The 13,892-nt window shown below is 68.8% G+C and carries 10 protein-coding genes and 3 pseudogenes; 6 read left to right on the forward strand and 7 right to left on the reverse strand.

All coding sequences use genetic code 11. The annotated features are described in order from the left end of the window. Window positions 1-15: 15 nt before the first annotated feature. The 4 genes and pseudogenes from DMP23_RS48090 to DMP23_RS27435 form a co-directional block, all read left to right on the forward strand. Window positions 16-426, forward strand: a pseudogene (locus DMP23_RS48090) (DNA gyrase subunit A); the annotation flags it as partial. 3 nt (window positions 427-429) lie between these two features. Further along, window positions 430-1,320, forward strand: a pseudogene (locus tag DMP23_RS48095) (LAGLIDADG family homing endonuclease); the annotation flags it as partial. A 390-nt stretch (window positions 1,321-1,710) separates the two neighbouring features. Next, window positions 1,711-3,792, forward strand: a pseudogene (locus tag DMP23_RS48100) (DNA gyrase subunit A); the annotation flags it as partial. 127 nt (window positions 3,793-3,919) lie between these two features. After that, entirely contained in the window at window positions 3,920-5,080 is a 1,161-nt protein-coding gene (locus tag DMP23_RS27435; RefSeq protein ID WP_443111332.1) for an IS30 family transposase, read from the forward strand. A gap of 335 nt (window positions 5,081-5,415) precedes the next feature. Here the strand turns inward: DMP23_RS27435 and DMP23_RS27440 are convergent. The 7 genes from DMP23_RS27440 to DMP23_RS27475 form a co-directional block, all read right to left on the reverse strand. After that, a protein-coding gene (locus DMP23_RS27440) for an IS3 family transposase (RefSeq protein WP_443111291.1) occupies window positions 5,416-6,581 on the reverse strand; the annotation gives its coding sequence in 2 pieces (ribosomal slippage) (window positions 5,416-6,312 and window positions 6,315-6,581; 1,164 coding nt in all). A gap of 212 nt (window positions 6,582-6,793) precedes the next feature. Then, the gene (locus tag DMP23_RS27450; protein ID WP_337822974.1) at window positions 6,794-7,291 is read right to left on the reverse strand and encodes a YbaB/EbfC family nucleoid-associated protein; all 498 of its coding nucleotides are present in this window, start codon (window positions 7,289-7,291) and stop codon (window positions 6,794-6,796) included. Next, window positions 7,288-7,668: a YbaB/EbfC family DNA-binding protein gene (locus DMP23_RS27455; protein WP_275295455.1), complete on the reverse strand. Its 381-nt coding sequence runs from the start codon at window positions 7,666-7,668 to the stop codon at window positions 7,288-7,290. The genes DMP23_RS27450 and DMP23_RS27455 overlap by 4 nt, the downstream gene beginning before the upstream one ends. After that, the gene (locus DMP23_RS27460; RefSeq protein ID WP_337822975.1) at window positions 7,669-8,787 is read right to left on the reverse strand and encodes a C40 family peptidase; all 1,119 of its coding nucleotides are present in this window, start codon (window positions 8,785-8,787) and stop codon (window positions 7,669-7,671) included. Beyond that, window positions 8,784-9,098 carry a hypothetical protein gene (locus tag DMP23_RS27465; protein ID WP_037818322.1) on the reverse strand — a complete coding sequence of 105 codons (315 nt, stop codon included), beginning with the start codon at window positions 9,096-9,098 and terminating at the stop codon, window positions 8,784-8,786. Before DMP23_RS27465 ends, DMP23_RS27460 begins: the two co-directional genes overlap by 4 nt. A 78-nt stretch (window positions 9,099-9,176) precedes the next feature. Next, window positions 9,177-9,977: a DsbA family protein gene (locus tag DMP23_RS27470; RefSeq protein ID WP_275295456.1), complete on the reverse strand. Its 801-nt coding sequence runs from the start codon at window positions 9,975-9,977 to the stop codon at window positions 9,177-9,179. Between the two features lie 5 nt (window positions 9,978-9,982). Beyond that, entirely contained in the window at window positions 9,983-10,492 is a 510-nt protein-coding gene (locus DMP23_RS27475; protein WP_037818418.1) for a MauE/DoxX family redox-associated membrane protein, read from the reverse strand. A gap of 98 nt (window positions 10,493-10,590) precedes the next feature. Here DMP23_RS27475 and DMP23_RS27480 point away from each other — a divergent pair, with 98 nt between their 5' ends. Further along, entirely contained in the window at window positions 10,591-11,421 is an 831-nt protein-coding gene (locus DMP23_RS27480) for a glutamate ABC transporter substrate-binding protein (RefSeq protein WP_337822976.1), read from the forward strand. Next, window positions 11,418-13,838 (forward strand): ATP-dependent helicase HrpB, encoded by a 2,421-nt coding sequence (hrpB, locus tag DMP23_RS27485; RefSeq protein ID WP_337822977.1) that lies wholly within the window; start codon window positions 11,418-11,420, stop codon window positions 13,836-13,838. Before DMP23_RS27480 ends, hrpB begins: the two co-directional genes overlap by 4 nt. The last annotated feature ends 54 nt before the right edge of the window (window positions 13,839-13,892 follow it).

The raw sequence follows: 13,892 nt of genomic DNA on the forward strand, positions 1-13,892 counted from the left end.
AAGGAGTTGTGAGCCATGGCTCGCCGTAGCAAGACCCCGGTGACCCGGGTCGACCCGAGCGCGTTCGACTCGCCGGGCGCACAGGTCTTCGACAACCCGCTGAAGACGGAGATCGAAGACTCGTACCTGGAGTACGCGTACTCGGTGATCCACTCCCGCGCCCTCCCGGACGCACGGGACGGCCTGAAGCCGGTGCACCGCCGAATCCTGTTCTCGATGAACGAGAACGGCTACCGCCCGACACACGCGTACGTGAAGTCGTCACGCGTGGTCGGCGACGTGATGGGCAAGTACCATCCACACGGCGACACGGCGATTTACGACGCGATGGTCCGGCTGGCGCAGGACTTCTCGATGAACGCCCCGCTGATCGACGGGCACGGAAACTTCGGGTCCCCAGACGACGGACCGGCCGCGAGCCGGTACTGCCTGACCGGCGACACCCGGATCCGCCTGGCGGACGGCTCCAGCCCGCGCATCGCCGACGTGGTGAACCTGCCCGCCGATTCCGAAGCCGACGCCGACTTCGAGGTGCTCGACAAGGACGGCAAGGCAGTCCAGGTCGACAAGGTCTTCAACTCGGGCGTGCACCCGACCGTCCAGATCCGCACCAAGTCCGGCTTTTCCCTCCGGGGCAGCGAAAACCACCCGGTGCTGTGCTTGGAAGCGCCGATGGGCGTGCCGATGTTCCAGTGGCGGCAGCTCGACGAGGTCAAACCGGGAACCGTCGTTTGTCTTGCCCGCAACGCGTGGACGCAGGTGGTCCCGACCTCGCGCGAGTACAACCTCGGCGTCCTCGCCGGGGCTTGGGTGTCCGAAGGGTTCGCGAGCGAGAACCGCGCCGGCTTCAACAACACCGACGAACATTTCTTCAGCGAGGTCCTGCACGCTTACGACCAGGTGGTCGGAGGCAAGCGCTACGTGTCGGAACGCACGACGCGACGAGACCGCAAGCGGATCCGCGAACTTGACATCCAGGACTACTCCGGAGCGATGGACGCCTTCCGGGCCAGCCCGCTGGCCGAGTTCATCGGTCACCAGGCCCGGGACAAGGTCGTCCCCGAATTCGTCTGGAACGCTGGCCCCGGTGTGAAACGCGCGTTCCTGATGGCCGCGTTCGAGGGAGACGGCGGTTGCCGAGTCGCCGTCGACGGCTTCACTGTCCAGTACTCGAGCTACAGCCCGCGGCTCGCCGCTCAGCTTCAGGAAATGCTCGCCGAATTCGGTGTCATCGCCACCCACCGGCAGTACACCCGGCCCAACGGTTCGATCGAGCACCGCCTTGTGGTGTCCGGCCTGCGCAACGTCCGCGCGTTCGCTGAGCGTGTCGGTTTCCTCAAGTCGAAGCAGGCGAGGCTGCGGCAGCTCCTGCAGCGGTCCGTATTGCGCACGCACCGGCTCAGTTCGGACAAGGTGCCCTTCGTCGCCGATTACGTGCGCGGCGCGCTCGACTTCGACCGTCGTGGCAGCGGCCGGAAATGGCTCACCCAGCACAACTTCGACCGCATCGAACGGTGGGAAACCGAGCGGCTCCGGATCATCGATCGCATCAAGGACACCGAGGTCCTCGCGACGATCCTGCCGATCATGGACTCCGGCTACCGGTTCGAAGAGGTCGTAGACGCGACCGCGGCCGAACCCGCCGAGGTCTATTCGGTGCGGGTGACCACCGAGGACCACTCGTTCCTGGCCGGTGGTTTCGTCAACCACAACACCGAAGCCCGGATGTCGAACGAAGCGATGCTGCTCGTCGGCGAACTCGGCGAGGACACCGTCGACTTCCGGCCGAACTACGACGGTTCGCTCGAGGAACCGTCGGTGCTGCCTGCGGCGTATCCGAACCTGCTGGTCAACGGCACGTCCGGGATCGCTGTCGGCATGGCGACCAACATGATCCCGCACAACCTCGGCGAGGTGATCGGCGCCGCGCGGTGGCTGATCAACCATCCGAACGCCACGCTCGACAAGCTGATGGAGTACGTCCCCGGCCCCGACCTGCCCACCGGCGGCAGCCTGCTGGGCCTGGACGAGGTCCGCAAGGCCTACGAAACCGGCCGCGGCGTGGTCCGCATGCGCGCGAACGTCGAGACCGGCCCGCTGGAAGGCAGCCGCGGCCGGCAGGCGATCACGGTCACCGAACTGCCGTACGGCGTCGGCCCGGAGAAGGTGATCGAGAAGATCACCGACGAGGTCAACAAGTCCAAGCGGCTCACCGGAATCGCGGACGTCAAGGACCTCACCGACCGCGAGAACGGCACGCGGCTCGTCATCGAGTGCAAGGTGGGCGTCAACCCGCAGGCGCTGCTGGCGGATCTCTACCGCCTCACGCCGCTGGAGCAGTCGTTCGGCATCAACAACCTGGTGCTCGTCGACGGACAGCCGCAGACGCTCGGCCTGAAGGCGCTGCTGGAAGTCTTCCTGAAGCACCGCTACGAGGTCGTCACGCGGCGCACGCGCTACCGCCGCCGCAAGCGCGAAGAGCGCCTGCACCTGGTGGACGGTCTGCTGATCGCGCTGCTGAACATCGACAAGGTCATCCGGCTGATCCGCGAAAGCGAAAACGCGGCCGCCGCGAAGGACGGCCTGATGACGAAGTTCAAGCTGTCCGAGATCCAGGCGACCTACATCCTGGACACCCCGCTGCGCCGCCTCACGAAGTACGACCGCCTGGAACTGGAAAACGAGCAGGACAAGCTGCGCGCGGAAATCGCCGAGCTGACCACGATCCTCGAGGACGAGTCGGTCCTGAAGAAGCTCGTGTCGACGGAACTGGCGAAGATCGCCAAGGACTTCCCCACCGACCGCCGCACCCGCCTGATCGACGGCGACCTGAAGGAAGTCCTGGCCGCGTCGAAGCCGTCCGGCCCGCTCGAGGTGGCGGACGACCCGTGCCAGGTGATCCTGTCGGCGACCGGCCTGGTCGCCCGCACCGCAGCGGAATCCGAAGAGGCGTCGGAAGTCCGCCGCCGAAACGGCCGCGTAAAACACGATGCCGTGTCAGCCGTCGTGCACACCACCGCACGCGGCCAGGTGCTGCTGGTGACCAGCCGAGGCCGCGCGTTCAAGACGGACGTGCTGCCCCTGCCAGTGCTCCCAGAACAAGCAGGCACAGTCTCGTTGCGCGGCGGCATGGCAGCGAAAGAGCTGGTACCGCTGGAAAAGGGTGAACGCGTCGTAGGAATCGCCCCACTGGGCGAACAAGCAGGCGACTCACCAGGCCTGGCCATCGGCACACGCGGTGGCGTAGTGAAGGTGTGTGCCCCGGATTGGCCCGTGCGCTCGGACGAATTCGAAGTCATCAGCCTCAAGGATGGTGACGAGATCGTAGGCGCGACCTGGCTGACCGACGGAAACGAAACCCTGGCGTTCATCTCGTCGGACTCGTCCCTGCTGCGCTTCGCCGCGAGCCTGATCCGCCCGCAAGGCACCAAGAGCGGCGGCATGGCAGGCGTGAAACTGTCCGCAAACGCCACCGCGGTCTTCTTCGGCGCCATCCGCACCGACGACGAAGAACACGGCGAACCCATGGTCGTGACGGCGACGGGCCAGAGCGTCAAGGTCACGCCCTTCAGCGAATACCCAGCGAAGGGCCGAGCCACCGGCGGCGTGCGAACCCACCGTTTCCTCAAGGGAGAAACAGAAGTCCAGGTCGCGTGGGTAGGCCCCCGCCCAGCAGGCGCGAGCCGCACCGGAGACCCAGTAGAACTCCCAGAAATCGACCTCCGCCGAGACGGCTCAGGCCACGCCCACCCAGGCCCAGAAGTAGTAGGCCACCTAATCGAACGCGGCTAACACCAGTACGTGAGGGGAACCCTAAGGGAATCAGCTTGGGTTCTAGTGGTGGTTGCAACGCCTGAGTTGTGCAGGGGTTGCAGTGGTCGTGGTCGGGCGTGGTCGGGCTCCGCGGGGCCGGGTGAGGCTGGCGGCGGAACGCCGCCGCTATTTTGATCTTGTGGCGGAGGGCGTGGGCACGGTCGAGGCGTGCCGCAGGGTCGGGGTCGACCGCAGGACCGGGCACTATTGGCGGCACGGGCGACCGAGCCGGGCGGGCGCGACCGCGCGCCCGGCCGCGCGGCCCGGGCCGGACTCGGGCCGGTTCCTGAGCGCGGGCGAGCGGATCGCGATCGCGGACGGGCTGGCGGCGGGCCGCTCGCGGCGGGCGATCGCGGCCGAGCTGGGCCGCAGCCCGTCCACGATCAGCCGGGAGATCGCCCGCAACGCCCGCCCCTGCGGCGACTACCGGCCCCACGCCGCCCACGACCTCGCCCGGGCACGGCGCCCGCGACCGAAAACAGGCAAGATCGCGGCCTGCCCCGAACTGCGGGACCGGGTGCAGGCGATGCTGACCGACAAATTCAGCCCGGAGCAGATCGCCGCCCGGCTGCGCCGCGACCACCCCGACCGGCCGGAGCTGCACGTGACCCACGAAACGATCTACCAGGCCCTCTACGTCCAAGGCCGCGGCGAACTGCGCCGCGAGCTGGCCCGCGCCCTGCGCACCGGCCGCACCATGCGCAAACCCCGCGCCAGCAGCGAACAACGCCGGCCCCGCTTCGCCGAACCCATGGTCATGATCAGCGACCGGCCCGCCGAAGCCGCCGACCGCGCCGTCCCCGGCCACTGGGAAGGCGACCTGATCATCGGCAAGGACAACGCTTCCGCCATCGCCACCCTCGTCGACCGCTCCACCCGCTACACCCTGCTCGTCGCGCTGCCCGACGGCCGCGGCGCCGACGCCGTCCGCGACGCCCTCGCCGACACCGCCGCGACCCTGCCCGCACACCTGCGACGATCCCTGACCTGGGACCAGGGCAGCGAAATGGGCCGCCACCACGAATTCACCGTCGCCACCGGCATCCCCGTCTACTTCTGCGACCCCCACAGCCCCTGGCAACGCGGCAGCAACGAAAACACCAACGGCCTGCTGCGCCAGTACTTCCCCAAAAGCACCGACCTCTCAGTCCACACCCCCGAACACCTCGCCGCCGTCGCCGCACAACTCAACCGCCGACCCCGCAAAACACTCAACTGGGACACCCCAGCCGAACGCCTCGCTACACTCCTCGCCGAAACCAGTTGAACCACCCGCGTTGCAACAACCCCTCGAATCCACCCAGAGTTCCTCAGGGTTCCCCTCACTCACCCAGCCCACCCCAATTCGGCGGGGACAGGCACATTAATTTCTCTCAGCAGTTCGACAACCAACGAATCCGCCGCGCCAGCATTTACCACAACAACGCAAAGCCCTAAACCGGCAGCGATGCACCCAACGAGCGAGGCACCCACCCCACCCCCAACCCCGATACGAAGCCAAAAACACGGCGCGGGGGTGCTTGTCAAGGCATCTTTCCCGCCTTGACAAGCACCCCCGCGCCGTAGTGACTGAGGTTTCCCCCGGCGGTCGGACACCGGGTTTCATGCCGCGTGGGCGTGGTGGTGACGATAGTTCAGGCGGGTTTCGTGTGGTGTGCGGTAGCCGAGGGTGGAGTGCAGGCGGTCGTGGTTGTAGTAGGCGAGGTAAGCGAAAACGGCTTCGCGTGCGTGGTGGCGGGTGGGCCAGGAGCGGGTGCCGATCTCGGTTTTGAGGGTGGCGAAGAAGGATTCGGCGGCGGCGTTGTCGTAGCAGGACCCGGTCCGGCCCATCGACGGGCGGATGCCGTGTGCGGTCAGGGTGGCGCGGAACTCCGCGGACTTGTATTGGGTGCCGCGGTCGGAGTGGAACACCGCGCCTGGGCCGGTCAGGCCGCGGCGGGCGGCGAGGGTGATCGCGTCGCAGACCAGGCCGGCGCGCATGTGCGGCGCTATCGCGTGCCCGGCGATCTCGCGGGTGTGCAGGTCGAGCACGGTCGCGAGATAAAGCCAGCCTTCCTGCGTGGGCAGGTAGGTGATGTCCCCGACCAGCCGCTGTCCCGGCGCGTCGGCGGTGAAGTCGCGGCCGATCAGGTCCGGCGCGGCCGCGGCCTTGTCGGGGCGGGTCAGCGACTGCCGCCGGCGACGGGTGAATCCGGCGATCCCGCGTTCGCGCATCACCCGCTCGACGCGCTTGTGGTTGACCGCTTCGCCGCGGCGGCGCAGTTCCGCGGTGATTCTCGGACTGCCGTAAGCACCCTGGTGAGCAGCGTGGATCTCGATGATCTCCCCGGCCAGCCGGTCCTCGCCGGCGGCCCGCTGTTCGCGGGCCGGGCCGGCGGCGAGCCACTCGTAGAAACCGGGGCGGCGCACGTCGAGGACACGGCACAGCCGGGCGACGCCATACGCGCCGCGGTGTTCGGAGATGAACCGGTAGCTGCGGGTCAACGATCCATCTCCTGCGCGAAATAGGCGGCCGCTTTCCGCAGGATCTCCTTCTCTTTCTCCAGCTCCGCCACCCGCTTGCGCAGCTGCCGCAGTTCCCGCTCCGCGGCGTCGCCGCCGGTCGCGGCCGCCTGGTCGGCGCGGTCGGCGGCCCGCACCCACGTCCGCAGGGTCTCGTGATTCACCCCCAGCTCACGAGCCACCTGCGCCAACGGACGAGACGCCGACCGCGCCAACGCGACCGCGTCCCGCCGGAACTCCTCCGGATACCTCGACGAACCAGACACAACAACATCCTTCCCCAGGCCAAAGCCAAGGATCAGAGTGTCCGGCACACCGGGGGAACCTCACACAATCAAACTTCGGGGTGCCCCACGCAACCACCACCCCCGAAGGGGGCGTCAGCCCCCTCCGCTAAGCGTCTCCGCTAAACGGGCCTACCCGTCAGAAGCAGAAGCCCACAACTTCGCAACTCACCAAATACCGAAGCCGCAACCACTCACCGATCCGACCGCAACGAAGCGGGATCAAAGTCCTCCCACTCATCATCCACAGCAGACGAAGCAACAACCGGGGCAGGAGCAGGAAACCGCCTCTCCCCAACCCTCTCCGCCCTCAACCGCTGAAACTCCTCCACCGTCATCCCAGGATCATCATCCGAAGACCGAGCCGGAGCCGCCCGCCCAGACAAGGCTTCGACAAGCAACCCAGCCTCCTCCCCCAACAACAACCCCACCCGGTTGTAGCAATCCTGCTCAGCCTCAGCCATCGCAACCCGCACAACCTCAAGCACCAACGCCGAAACCCGAGAAGGATCCGCCGACGCCAACGAAGGCGCAAGCCACAACCGCTTCAACGCCCCCAACGCATCCACAGTCACCTCAACCGACCCATCCAACGCATGAGCCGACCCCCGAGCCTCCCCCATCAACGAAGCGACCTGCCCCAACGCCTCCTCACGAGAACGAGCCAGCGAAATAAGCTCCCGAGTGTTCACAACACCACCGGCTCTTCGTCATAGAAATCGGGATCATCCTCAGCCAACGCCGTATACCCCAACGCAGCCACAGCATCCGCCCCCAAAACCGGCGACAGCACCTGATACATCCGATCCCCGGCCCGCCGCTCGGCCCGCCGCGACAACTCCAGGATCTGCGCGGCAACAGCCTCCGACCCGCCCCGCAACGCAGCCCGGGAAACCGTCAGCCCAGTCAGCAACCCGCCAGGCGCGACCTCGACGGAAACCCCGCCGGCAGCAGCCTTCCCGACCACCGGCCCAGCCCGCTCGAACCGAGCCGCAGCCGCCTCCCCGGTCCGGGAAGCCTCCTCCATCACCCGCGCCACCGCGCGATCCATGTCGAATTCAGCCACCACTCACCCCGTCGGCCGGTAAAACCCGATGAACTGCTGCCCGGCATTAGTCGTCCGGATCTTGCTGATCTGCACCGGATCCCCGGCCTCGACCATCTGCCCGTCGCCGATCACCATCGCGACGTGCCCGGACCACACCACCAAATCCCCGGGCAGCAACTGGTCAATAGAAGGCACCTCGGCCCCGACAGTCTGCTGCTTCGCCGTCCGCGGCAACTGCAACCCAGCGTCCTGATAGGACGTCATGGTCAACCCGCTGCAGTCGAGCCCTTGCCCGCGCGCGGTCCCGCCCCAGACATACGGCACGCCCAGCTGAGACAACGCCGCCCGCACGGCTTTGGCCGCGGTTTCGTTCGGTGCCATCACGGTTTTCCCGCCCGGCAGGTTGATCCCGACCCCGCTGCCCGGCTGCGGCGGAACGGCCACCGGCAACCGCGGCTTCCCGGCATACCCGCCGCCGCCTCCTCCACCGCCGCCGCTGTCGCCGCCTCCGCCGCCACCGTGGCTGACGTGCGCGCCGTTGTTGTTGAACGCCTGCGGCACTGACGTCGTCGCGCTGCTCGCGGACGTCGACTCCGAGCCGCCGAGCTGCTGCCCCAGTCCGGTCAGCTTTCCGAGCGTCTCCTCGGTGAACGTGGCCGCCTGCCCGGTCAGCTGGCCGATCTTCGTCTGCAGCTGCAGGAGAATCTGCCGAGCCGCGGCCGCCCGGCTCTCCGGCGGCTGAATCCCGTTGACCGCCGCCAGCGCCTTCATCGAAGACGCGATCTCCCGCAGGATCTGGTCTCGCACCTGATCGTTGCGGATCTCGCCGACGTGCAGCGTCTCCGCCGCCTCCGCGACCGCCCGCTCGATTTCCGCGCTCTCGTCGAGAAGGTCCTGGACTTCCTTCTCCAGATCCTTCGACGTCTGGACCGCGCGCTCCGAGGTCGCCCCGGAACTGGCGTGCGCCAGATTCACCCGCTGCGCGCCGGCGTGCTGATTAGCTTGGCCGACGGACGTCTGCAGCGCGACATGCCCGTCGCGCGCGCCGTGGATCGCCGACGGGTCGTGCTTCAGCTTCGCGGCGAACTGATTCGTGGTGTCCAGCCCGTTGCGGACCAGATGATCGACGGGAGCGTTCACGAAAGCCTGCGCATCGCGTCGCCGTGTTCCTGCTCGACCGCGGCGTAGTTGCCCTGCGTGCGCCGAGCGGCCTCGCCGACGTTGTGCCAGCCGCCCCCGAGCGCGTGCATCCGTTCCTGCAATGCCCGCATCCGCGCGCCGTACGCGCCGGCGAACCCGGATTCGTCCCCGATCGCGGAGAATCCGTCGCCGGACAGCGTCACGTGCGGACCGATGTGCGCTTTCGCCGCGGAACGCACCTCGTCGCCGAGTGGGTCGACCTGCTTCGCGTAGTTCTCGTACGCGCCGTCGTCGACATGAAAACCGGACACAACCCGCCCCTCCCCTGAACCCTGCGGCCCAGGTTAGCGGACGAGTTGTGCCCGGACAGGCGAATTGACCGGATCAGGTCAGCCGTTGAGAATCTTCGTCAGCCAGTCGCCCTGCGCCGGAACGGCCTTGCCGTCGACCGCGACGGTCGGCGTGCCGAAGCCGATCTGGCCGTTGCCGAAGTCCTGCTGCAGTTTCGGGTCGTTCTGGATCTGCTGGAACGCCGCCTGCAGCTGCTGGTCGTAGGCGCCGGAGTTGACCGCCTGCGCGAACTTCGGGTCGCTGATCCCGAGGTCCTGGCCGAGCTTGATCAGCTGGGCCTTGTCGTACCCGCGCCCGCCTTCCTGCGGCTGGTTCTTGAACAGCGCGTCGTGGAAGGCGGTGAACTTCTGCTGGTCGGCGGCGGCGAGCGCGGCGTTCGCCGAGTCGAGGGAGTAGCCCGGCGGGTCCGAGTTCTTGTTGAGCAGGATCACCATGTGGTAGCGCACGGCGAGCTGGCCGTCGTTGATCGCCTTCTCCATCCGCGGCCCGAAGTCCTGCTGCAGCTTCGCGCAGTACGGGCACAGGAAGTCCGCGTAGAGGTCCATGGTCTTCGGCGCGCCCGGCTTGCCGACCGTGACGACGGCCCCGTCGCGCTTCTCGACCACGCCCGGTCCGAGCGCCGAGGTCGTGCCCGGCTGGATCGCGCTGTCCTGCGTCGCGTTCTTGCTCGAGTTGATCCAGAGCACGCCGCCGATCACGAGCGCGGCGACCACCACGACGGCCACGGCGATCGCGATGATCTTGTTCCGGTCGCTCTTCGAGCCCCGCGCCTGGGCGACCGACCTCGCGGCCGCCGCCTGCTGACGGCTTTTCCGCGCGTTGCGCGCAGCTCCACCCACTGTTCCTAATTCCCTTCCGCGATGCCCTTGGGGTAGTCGTCCGAGGCCTCGCCCGAGTTCCCGGCGTTCCTGCCTTTGCCCCAGCCGAGCCAGCCGTCGACCGAAAGCCACGTGCGCGGCCGGACGAGCAGCCACACCGCGAGCAGGGCGAAACCGGTGTCGCGCAGGATCTCCTGCGGGTATTCGGTCTGCCCGGCGTCCACGCGCCCGCCGCCGCCGAAGCAGCCGCAGTCGATGCTCAGCCCGCGCGCCCACGACTGCGCGATGCCCGCGACGAGCACGGCCAGCAACAGCAGCGACGCTCCCGCGACCCAGCGCGTGGCCAGCCCGGCGAGCAGCAGCAGCCCGAGCACCAGTTCCAGCAGCGGCAACCCGGTGGCGACCGGGCGCACCAGCGCGTGCGGGAGCACGTCGTAGGCCTGCACGGCGATGTACGTCTGTCCCGGATCGGCGATCTTCAGGCCGCCGGACACGAGCCACACGGCAGCCAGCCCGAGCCGGGCGAGGGTGCCGATGGTGTCGAGTACAGGTTGGGGCAGTCGGCGCACGCGCTTAGGCTAGCCGTCTGACCTGAGAACCATGTGAGCAGCCAACCGGCGAAGCGGAGGCACCGATGCGGTTACGCGCAGCGCTCGCCGCCGTGTTTCTGCTGTTCAGCTGCGTCTCGTGCGGGTCGTCGGAGGTATCGAAGGACGATCCGCTTCCCACCCGGGCGCGTGACGGCAACCACCTGACCATCGGAATCCGGTTCGACGCGCCCGGGCTTTCGCAGCGGACCGTCGACGGGAGGCTCGCCGGTTTCGACGTCGATGTCGCTACTTTCGTCGCACGCGAACTGGGGGTCGAACCGGACCACATCACCTGGCACGAGACCACCCCGGCGCGCCGCGAAACGGACCTCACCTCGGGCGCGGTCGACCTGGTCGTGGCCACCTATTCGATCACCGACAAGCGGAAACAGCAGGTGGGCTTCGCCGGCCCGTACTTCGTCACCGGCCAGGACCTGCTGGTACGGCTCACCTCGCCGGACATCACCGGTCCGGAAAGCCTCAACGGCAAGCGGCTCTGCTCGGTCACCGGCTCGACGCCCGCGCAGACGGTGAAGGACAAGTTCGCGCAGATGGTGAAGCTGGTCGAGTACCCGCGTTATCCGGACTGCGTGACCGCGCTGCTGGCGAACCAGGTCGACGCGGTCACCACGGACGCGGTGATCCTCGCCGGGTACGCCGCGCAGAACCCGGAGCTGCTGAAGGTGGTCGGCCGTCCGTTCTCCACTGAGCGGTACGGCATCGGCCTGCGCAAGGGCGACACCGAGGGCCAGCACGCGGTCGACGACGCCATCCGGAAGATGGTGTCGACCGGGGCCTGGCGGAAGTCGCTGGAGACGAACATCGGGCCGTCGAACTACCCGTTGCCGAATCCACCGGAGATCACCGAGCAGTGACCGACCTAGCCTCGCTGCCGGACCTGCCCGTCCGCGCGGTGCTGCCGTCCGTGCTGAGCGCGCTCGACGACCACGGCGCCGCGGTGCTCGTCGCCCCGCCCGGCACCGGCAAGACCACGCTCGTGCCGCTCGCGCTGAACCGGGGCGAAGGACGCGTCGTGGTCGCCGAACCGCGTCGGCTGGCTGCCCGGGCCGCGGCCGGGCGGATGGCCGCGCTGCTGGGCGAACCGGTCGGCGAGACGGTCGGGTACGCCGTGCGCGGCGACCGGAAGGTGTCGTCGCGCACGCGGATCGAGGTGGTCACGTCGGGGCTGCTGGTGCGGCGGGTGCAGCACGATCCCGAGCTGGCCGGGGTGTCGACGGTCCTGCTGGACGAATGCCACGAACGCCATCTCGACGCTGACCTGCTGCTCGCCCTGCTCCTCGACGTCCGCGCCGGATTGCGCGACGACCTGCGGCTGCTCGCGACCTCGGCGACGGTCGCGTCCGGACGGCTGGCCGAACTGCTCGGCGACGCCCCGGTGATCACCGCGCACGCGCGCACGTATCCGGTCGAGCTGAGCTACCGCGCTCCGGCGCGCGGGGAACGCCCGGAAGCCGCAGTCGCTTCGGAGGTCCGGAAAGCCCTCTCCGAAGGAGACGGCGACGTGCTCGCGTTCCTCCCGGGTGCCGGCGAAATCGCGCGTACGTCAGTGTTGCTGAGTTCGCTGGACGCGGACGTGCTGCCGCTGCACGGGCGGCTTTCCGCTGCCCGGCAAGACGAAGCATTGCGGCCACGCGACCGGCGACGGGTAGTTCTCGCGACCGCCGTCGCCGAGTCGAGTCTGACCGTTCCCGGCGTCCGCGCGGTCGTGGACTCGGGTCTCGCGCGCGTTCCGCGGGTGGACCATCGACGTGGTCTCGCCGGGCTCGCCACGGTGCGGGTTTCGGCAGCGGTGGCGGAACAACGCGCTGGTCGTGCGAGTCGCGAAGCGCCTGGCCGCGCGTACCGCTGCTGGCCGGAGCACGAGCAAGCGACGCTGCCCGCGTATCCGGAGCCGGAGATCCGTACCGCCGAACTGGCGCGGTTCGCGTTGGAACTCGCCTGCTGGTCCACTCCGGACGGAACCGGCCTCGCTTGGTGGGATCCGCCCGGCGAAGGTGCGCTCGCCGCCGCGCGAAGCCTGCTCGTCACGCTCGGCGCGACCACCTCGGAAGGCGCTGTCACGCCGCGCGGACAGAAGATGGCCGACCTCGGTCTGCATCCCCGGCTGGCGCGCGCGTTGCTGGACGGCGCCGAGACAGTCGGAGCCCGGGCCGCCGCGGAAGTGGTCGCGCTGCTCGATACCGGAGCGACGCTGACCGATGTCGAGGCCGAACTGCGCCGGCTCCGTTCCGCACACGACGACGCGGCCCGCCGATGGCAGCGGGACGCGAAACGGTTGGCCGCACTGGTCAATTCCCCGGCCAAAGCAGACCCGGACGTCGCGTTGGTCGTCGCCCTCGCCCATCCGGAACGCTTGGCGCGGCGGCGCGCGGGATCGGCCCCGGTGTATCTGATGGCCAGCGGCACCGCGGCGGAACTGCCCAGCGGCAGCGGCTTGGGCGACGCCGAATGGCTGGCCGTCGCCGAAGCCACCCGCAACCCGGGCCGCGTGCACGGCACCATCCGCCTCGCCGCGACCGCCGACGAAGCACTGGCGACCCGAGCCGCGCCGACCCTGGTGTCCGAAGTGGACGAAGTGCATTGGGACGGCGATGTCGTCGCCCGGCACGTCCGTCGGCTGGGTGCGATCGTTCTGTCGGAAAAGCCGCTACGCAACCCAGATCCGCAGCTAGTCCACGACGCAGTCGTCACCGGGCTCCGCACCGAAGGCCTCGGTTTGCTGCGCTGGAGCCAAGACGGCACCCGCCTCCGCGAACGCCTCGCCTTCCTGCACCGGGTACTCGGCGATCCGTGGCCCTCAGTGGACGACGAGGCGCTGCTGTCCGAAGTAGACACTTGGCTGGACCTGTCGAGAGTCCGCCGCCGAGCCGACCTGGCGAACGTCGACGCCGGAACTGCCTTGCGCGGCCTGCTCCCCTGGCCCGAAGCCGCGCGGCTCGACGAACTCGCGCCGGATCGGCTCGAAGTCCCGTCCGGTTCGCACTACCGGGTGGACTACCACGGCGACCAGCCGGTGCTCGCGGTGAAGCTGCAGGAGACGTTCGGCTGGACCGAGACGCCGTCGCTCGCCGACGGCCGCGTCCCGGTGGTGCTGCACCTGCTTTCGCCCGCCGGCCGCCCGGCCGCGGTCACCGCCGATCTCGAGTCCTTCTGGCGCACCGGATACGCCGCCGTCCGCGCGGACCTTCGCGGCCGCTATCCGAAACACCCGTGGCCGGAGGACCCCGCGACCGCCACCCCGACCCGGCACACCACCCGCAGGTCGCGCTGACCCCCTGCCGAAAGTCGGGGTCGGTCCGGGACGGTCGGCTGATGTCCGCGCACC

The sequence above is a fragment of the Amycolatopsis sp. A1MSW2902 genome (assembly GCF_017312175.1).
Taxonomy (GTDB): domain Bacteria; phylum Actinomycetota; class Actinomycetes; order Mycobacteriales; family Pseudonocardiaceae; genus Amycolatopsis; species Amycolatopsis nivea.

Excerpts from the sequence above, each read along its gene's own strand:
- DMP23_RS27480 (WP_337822976.1), top strand. The coding sequence starts at position 10,591 with ATGCGGTTACGCGCAGCGCTCGCCGCCGTGTTTCTGCTGTTCAGCTGC.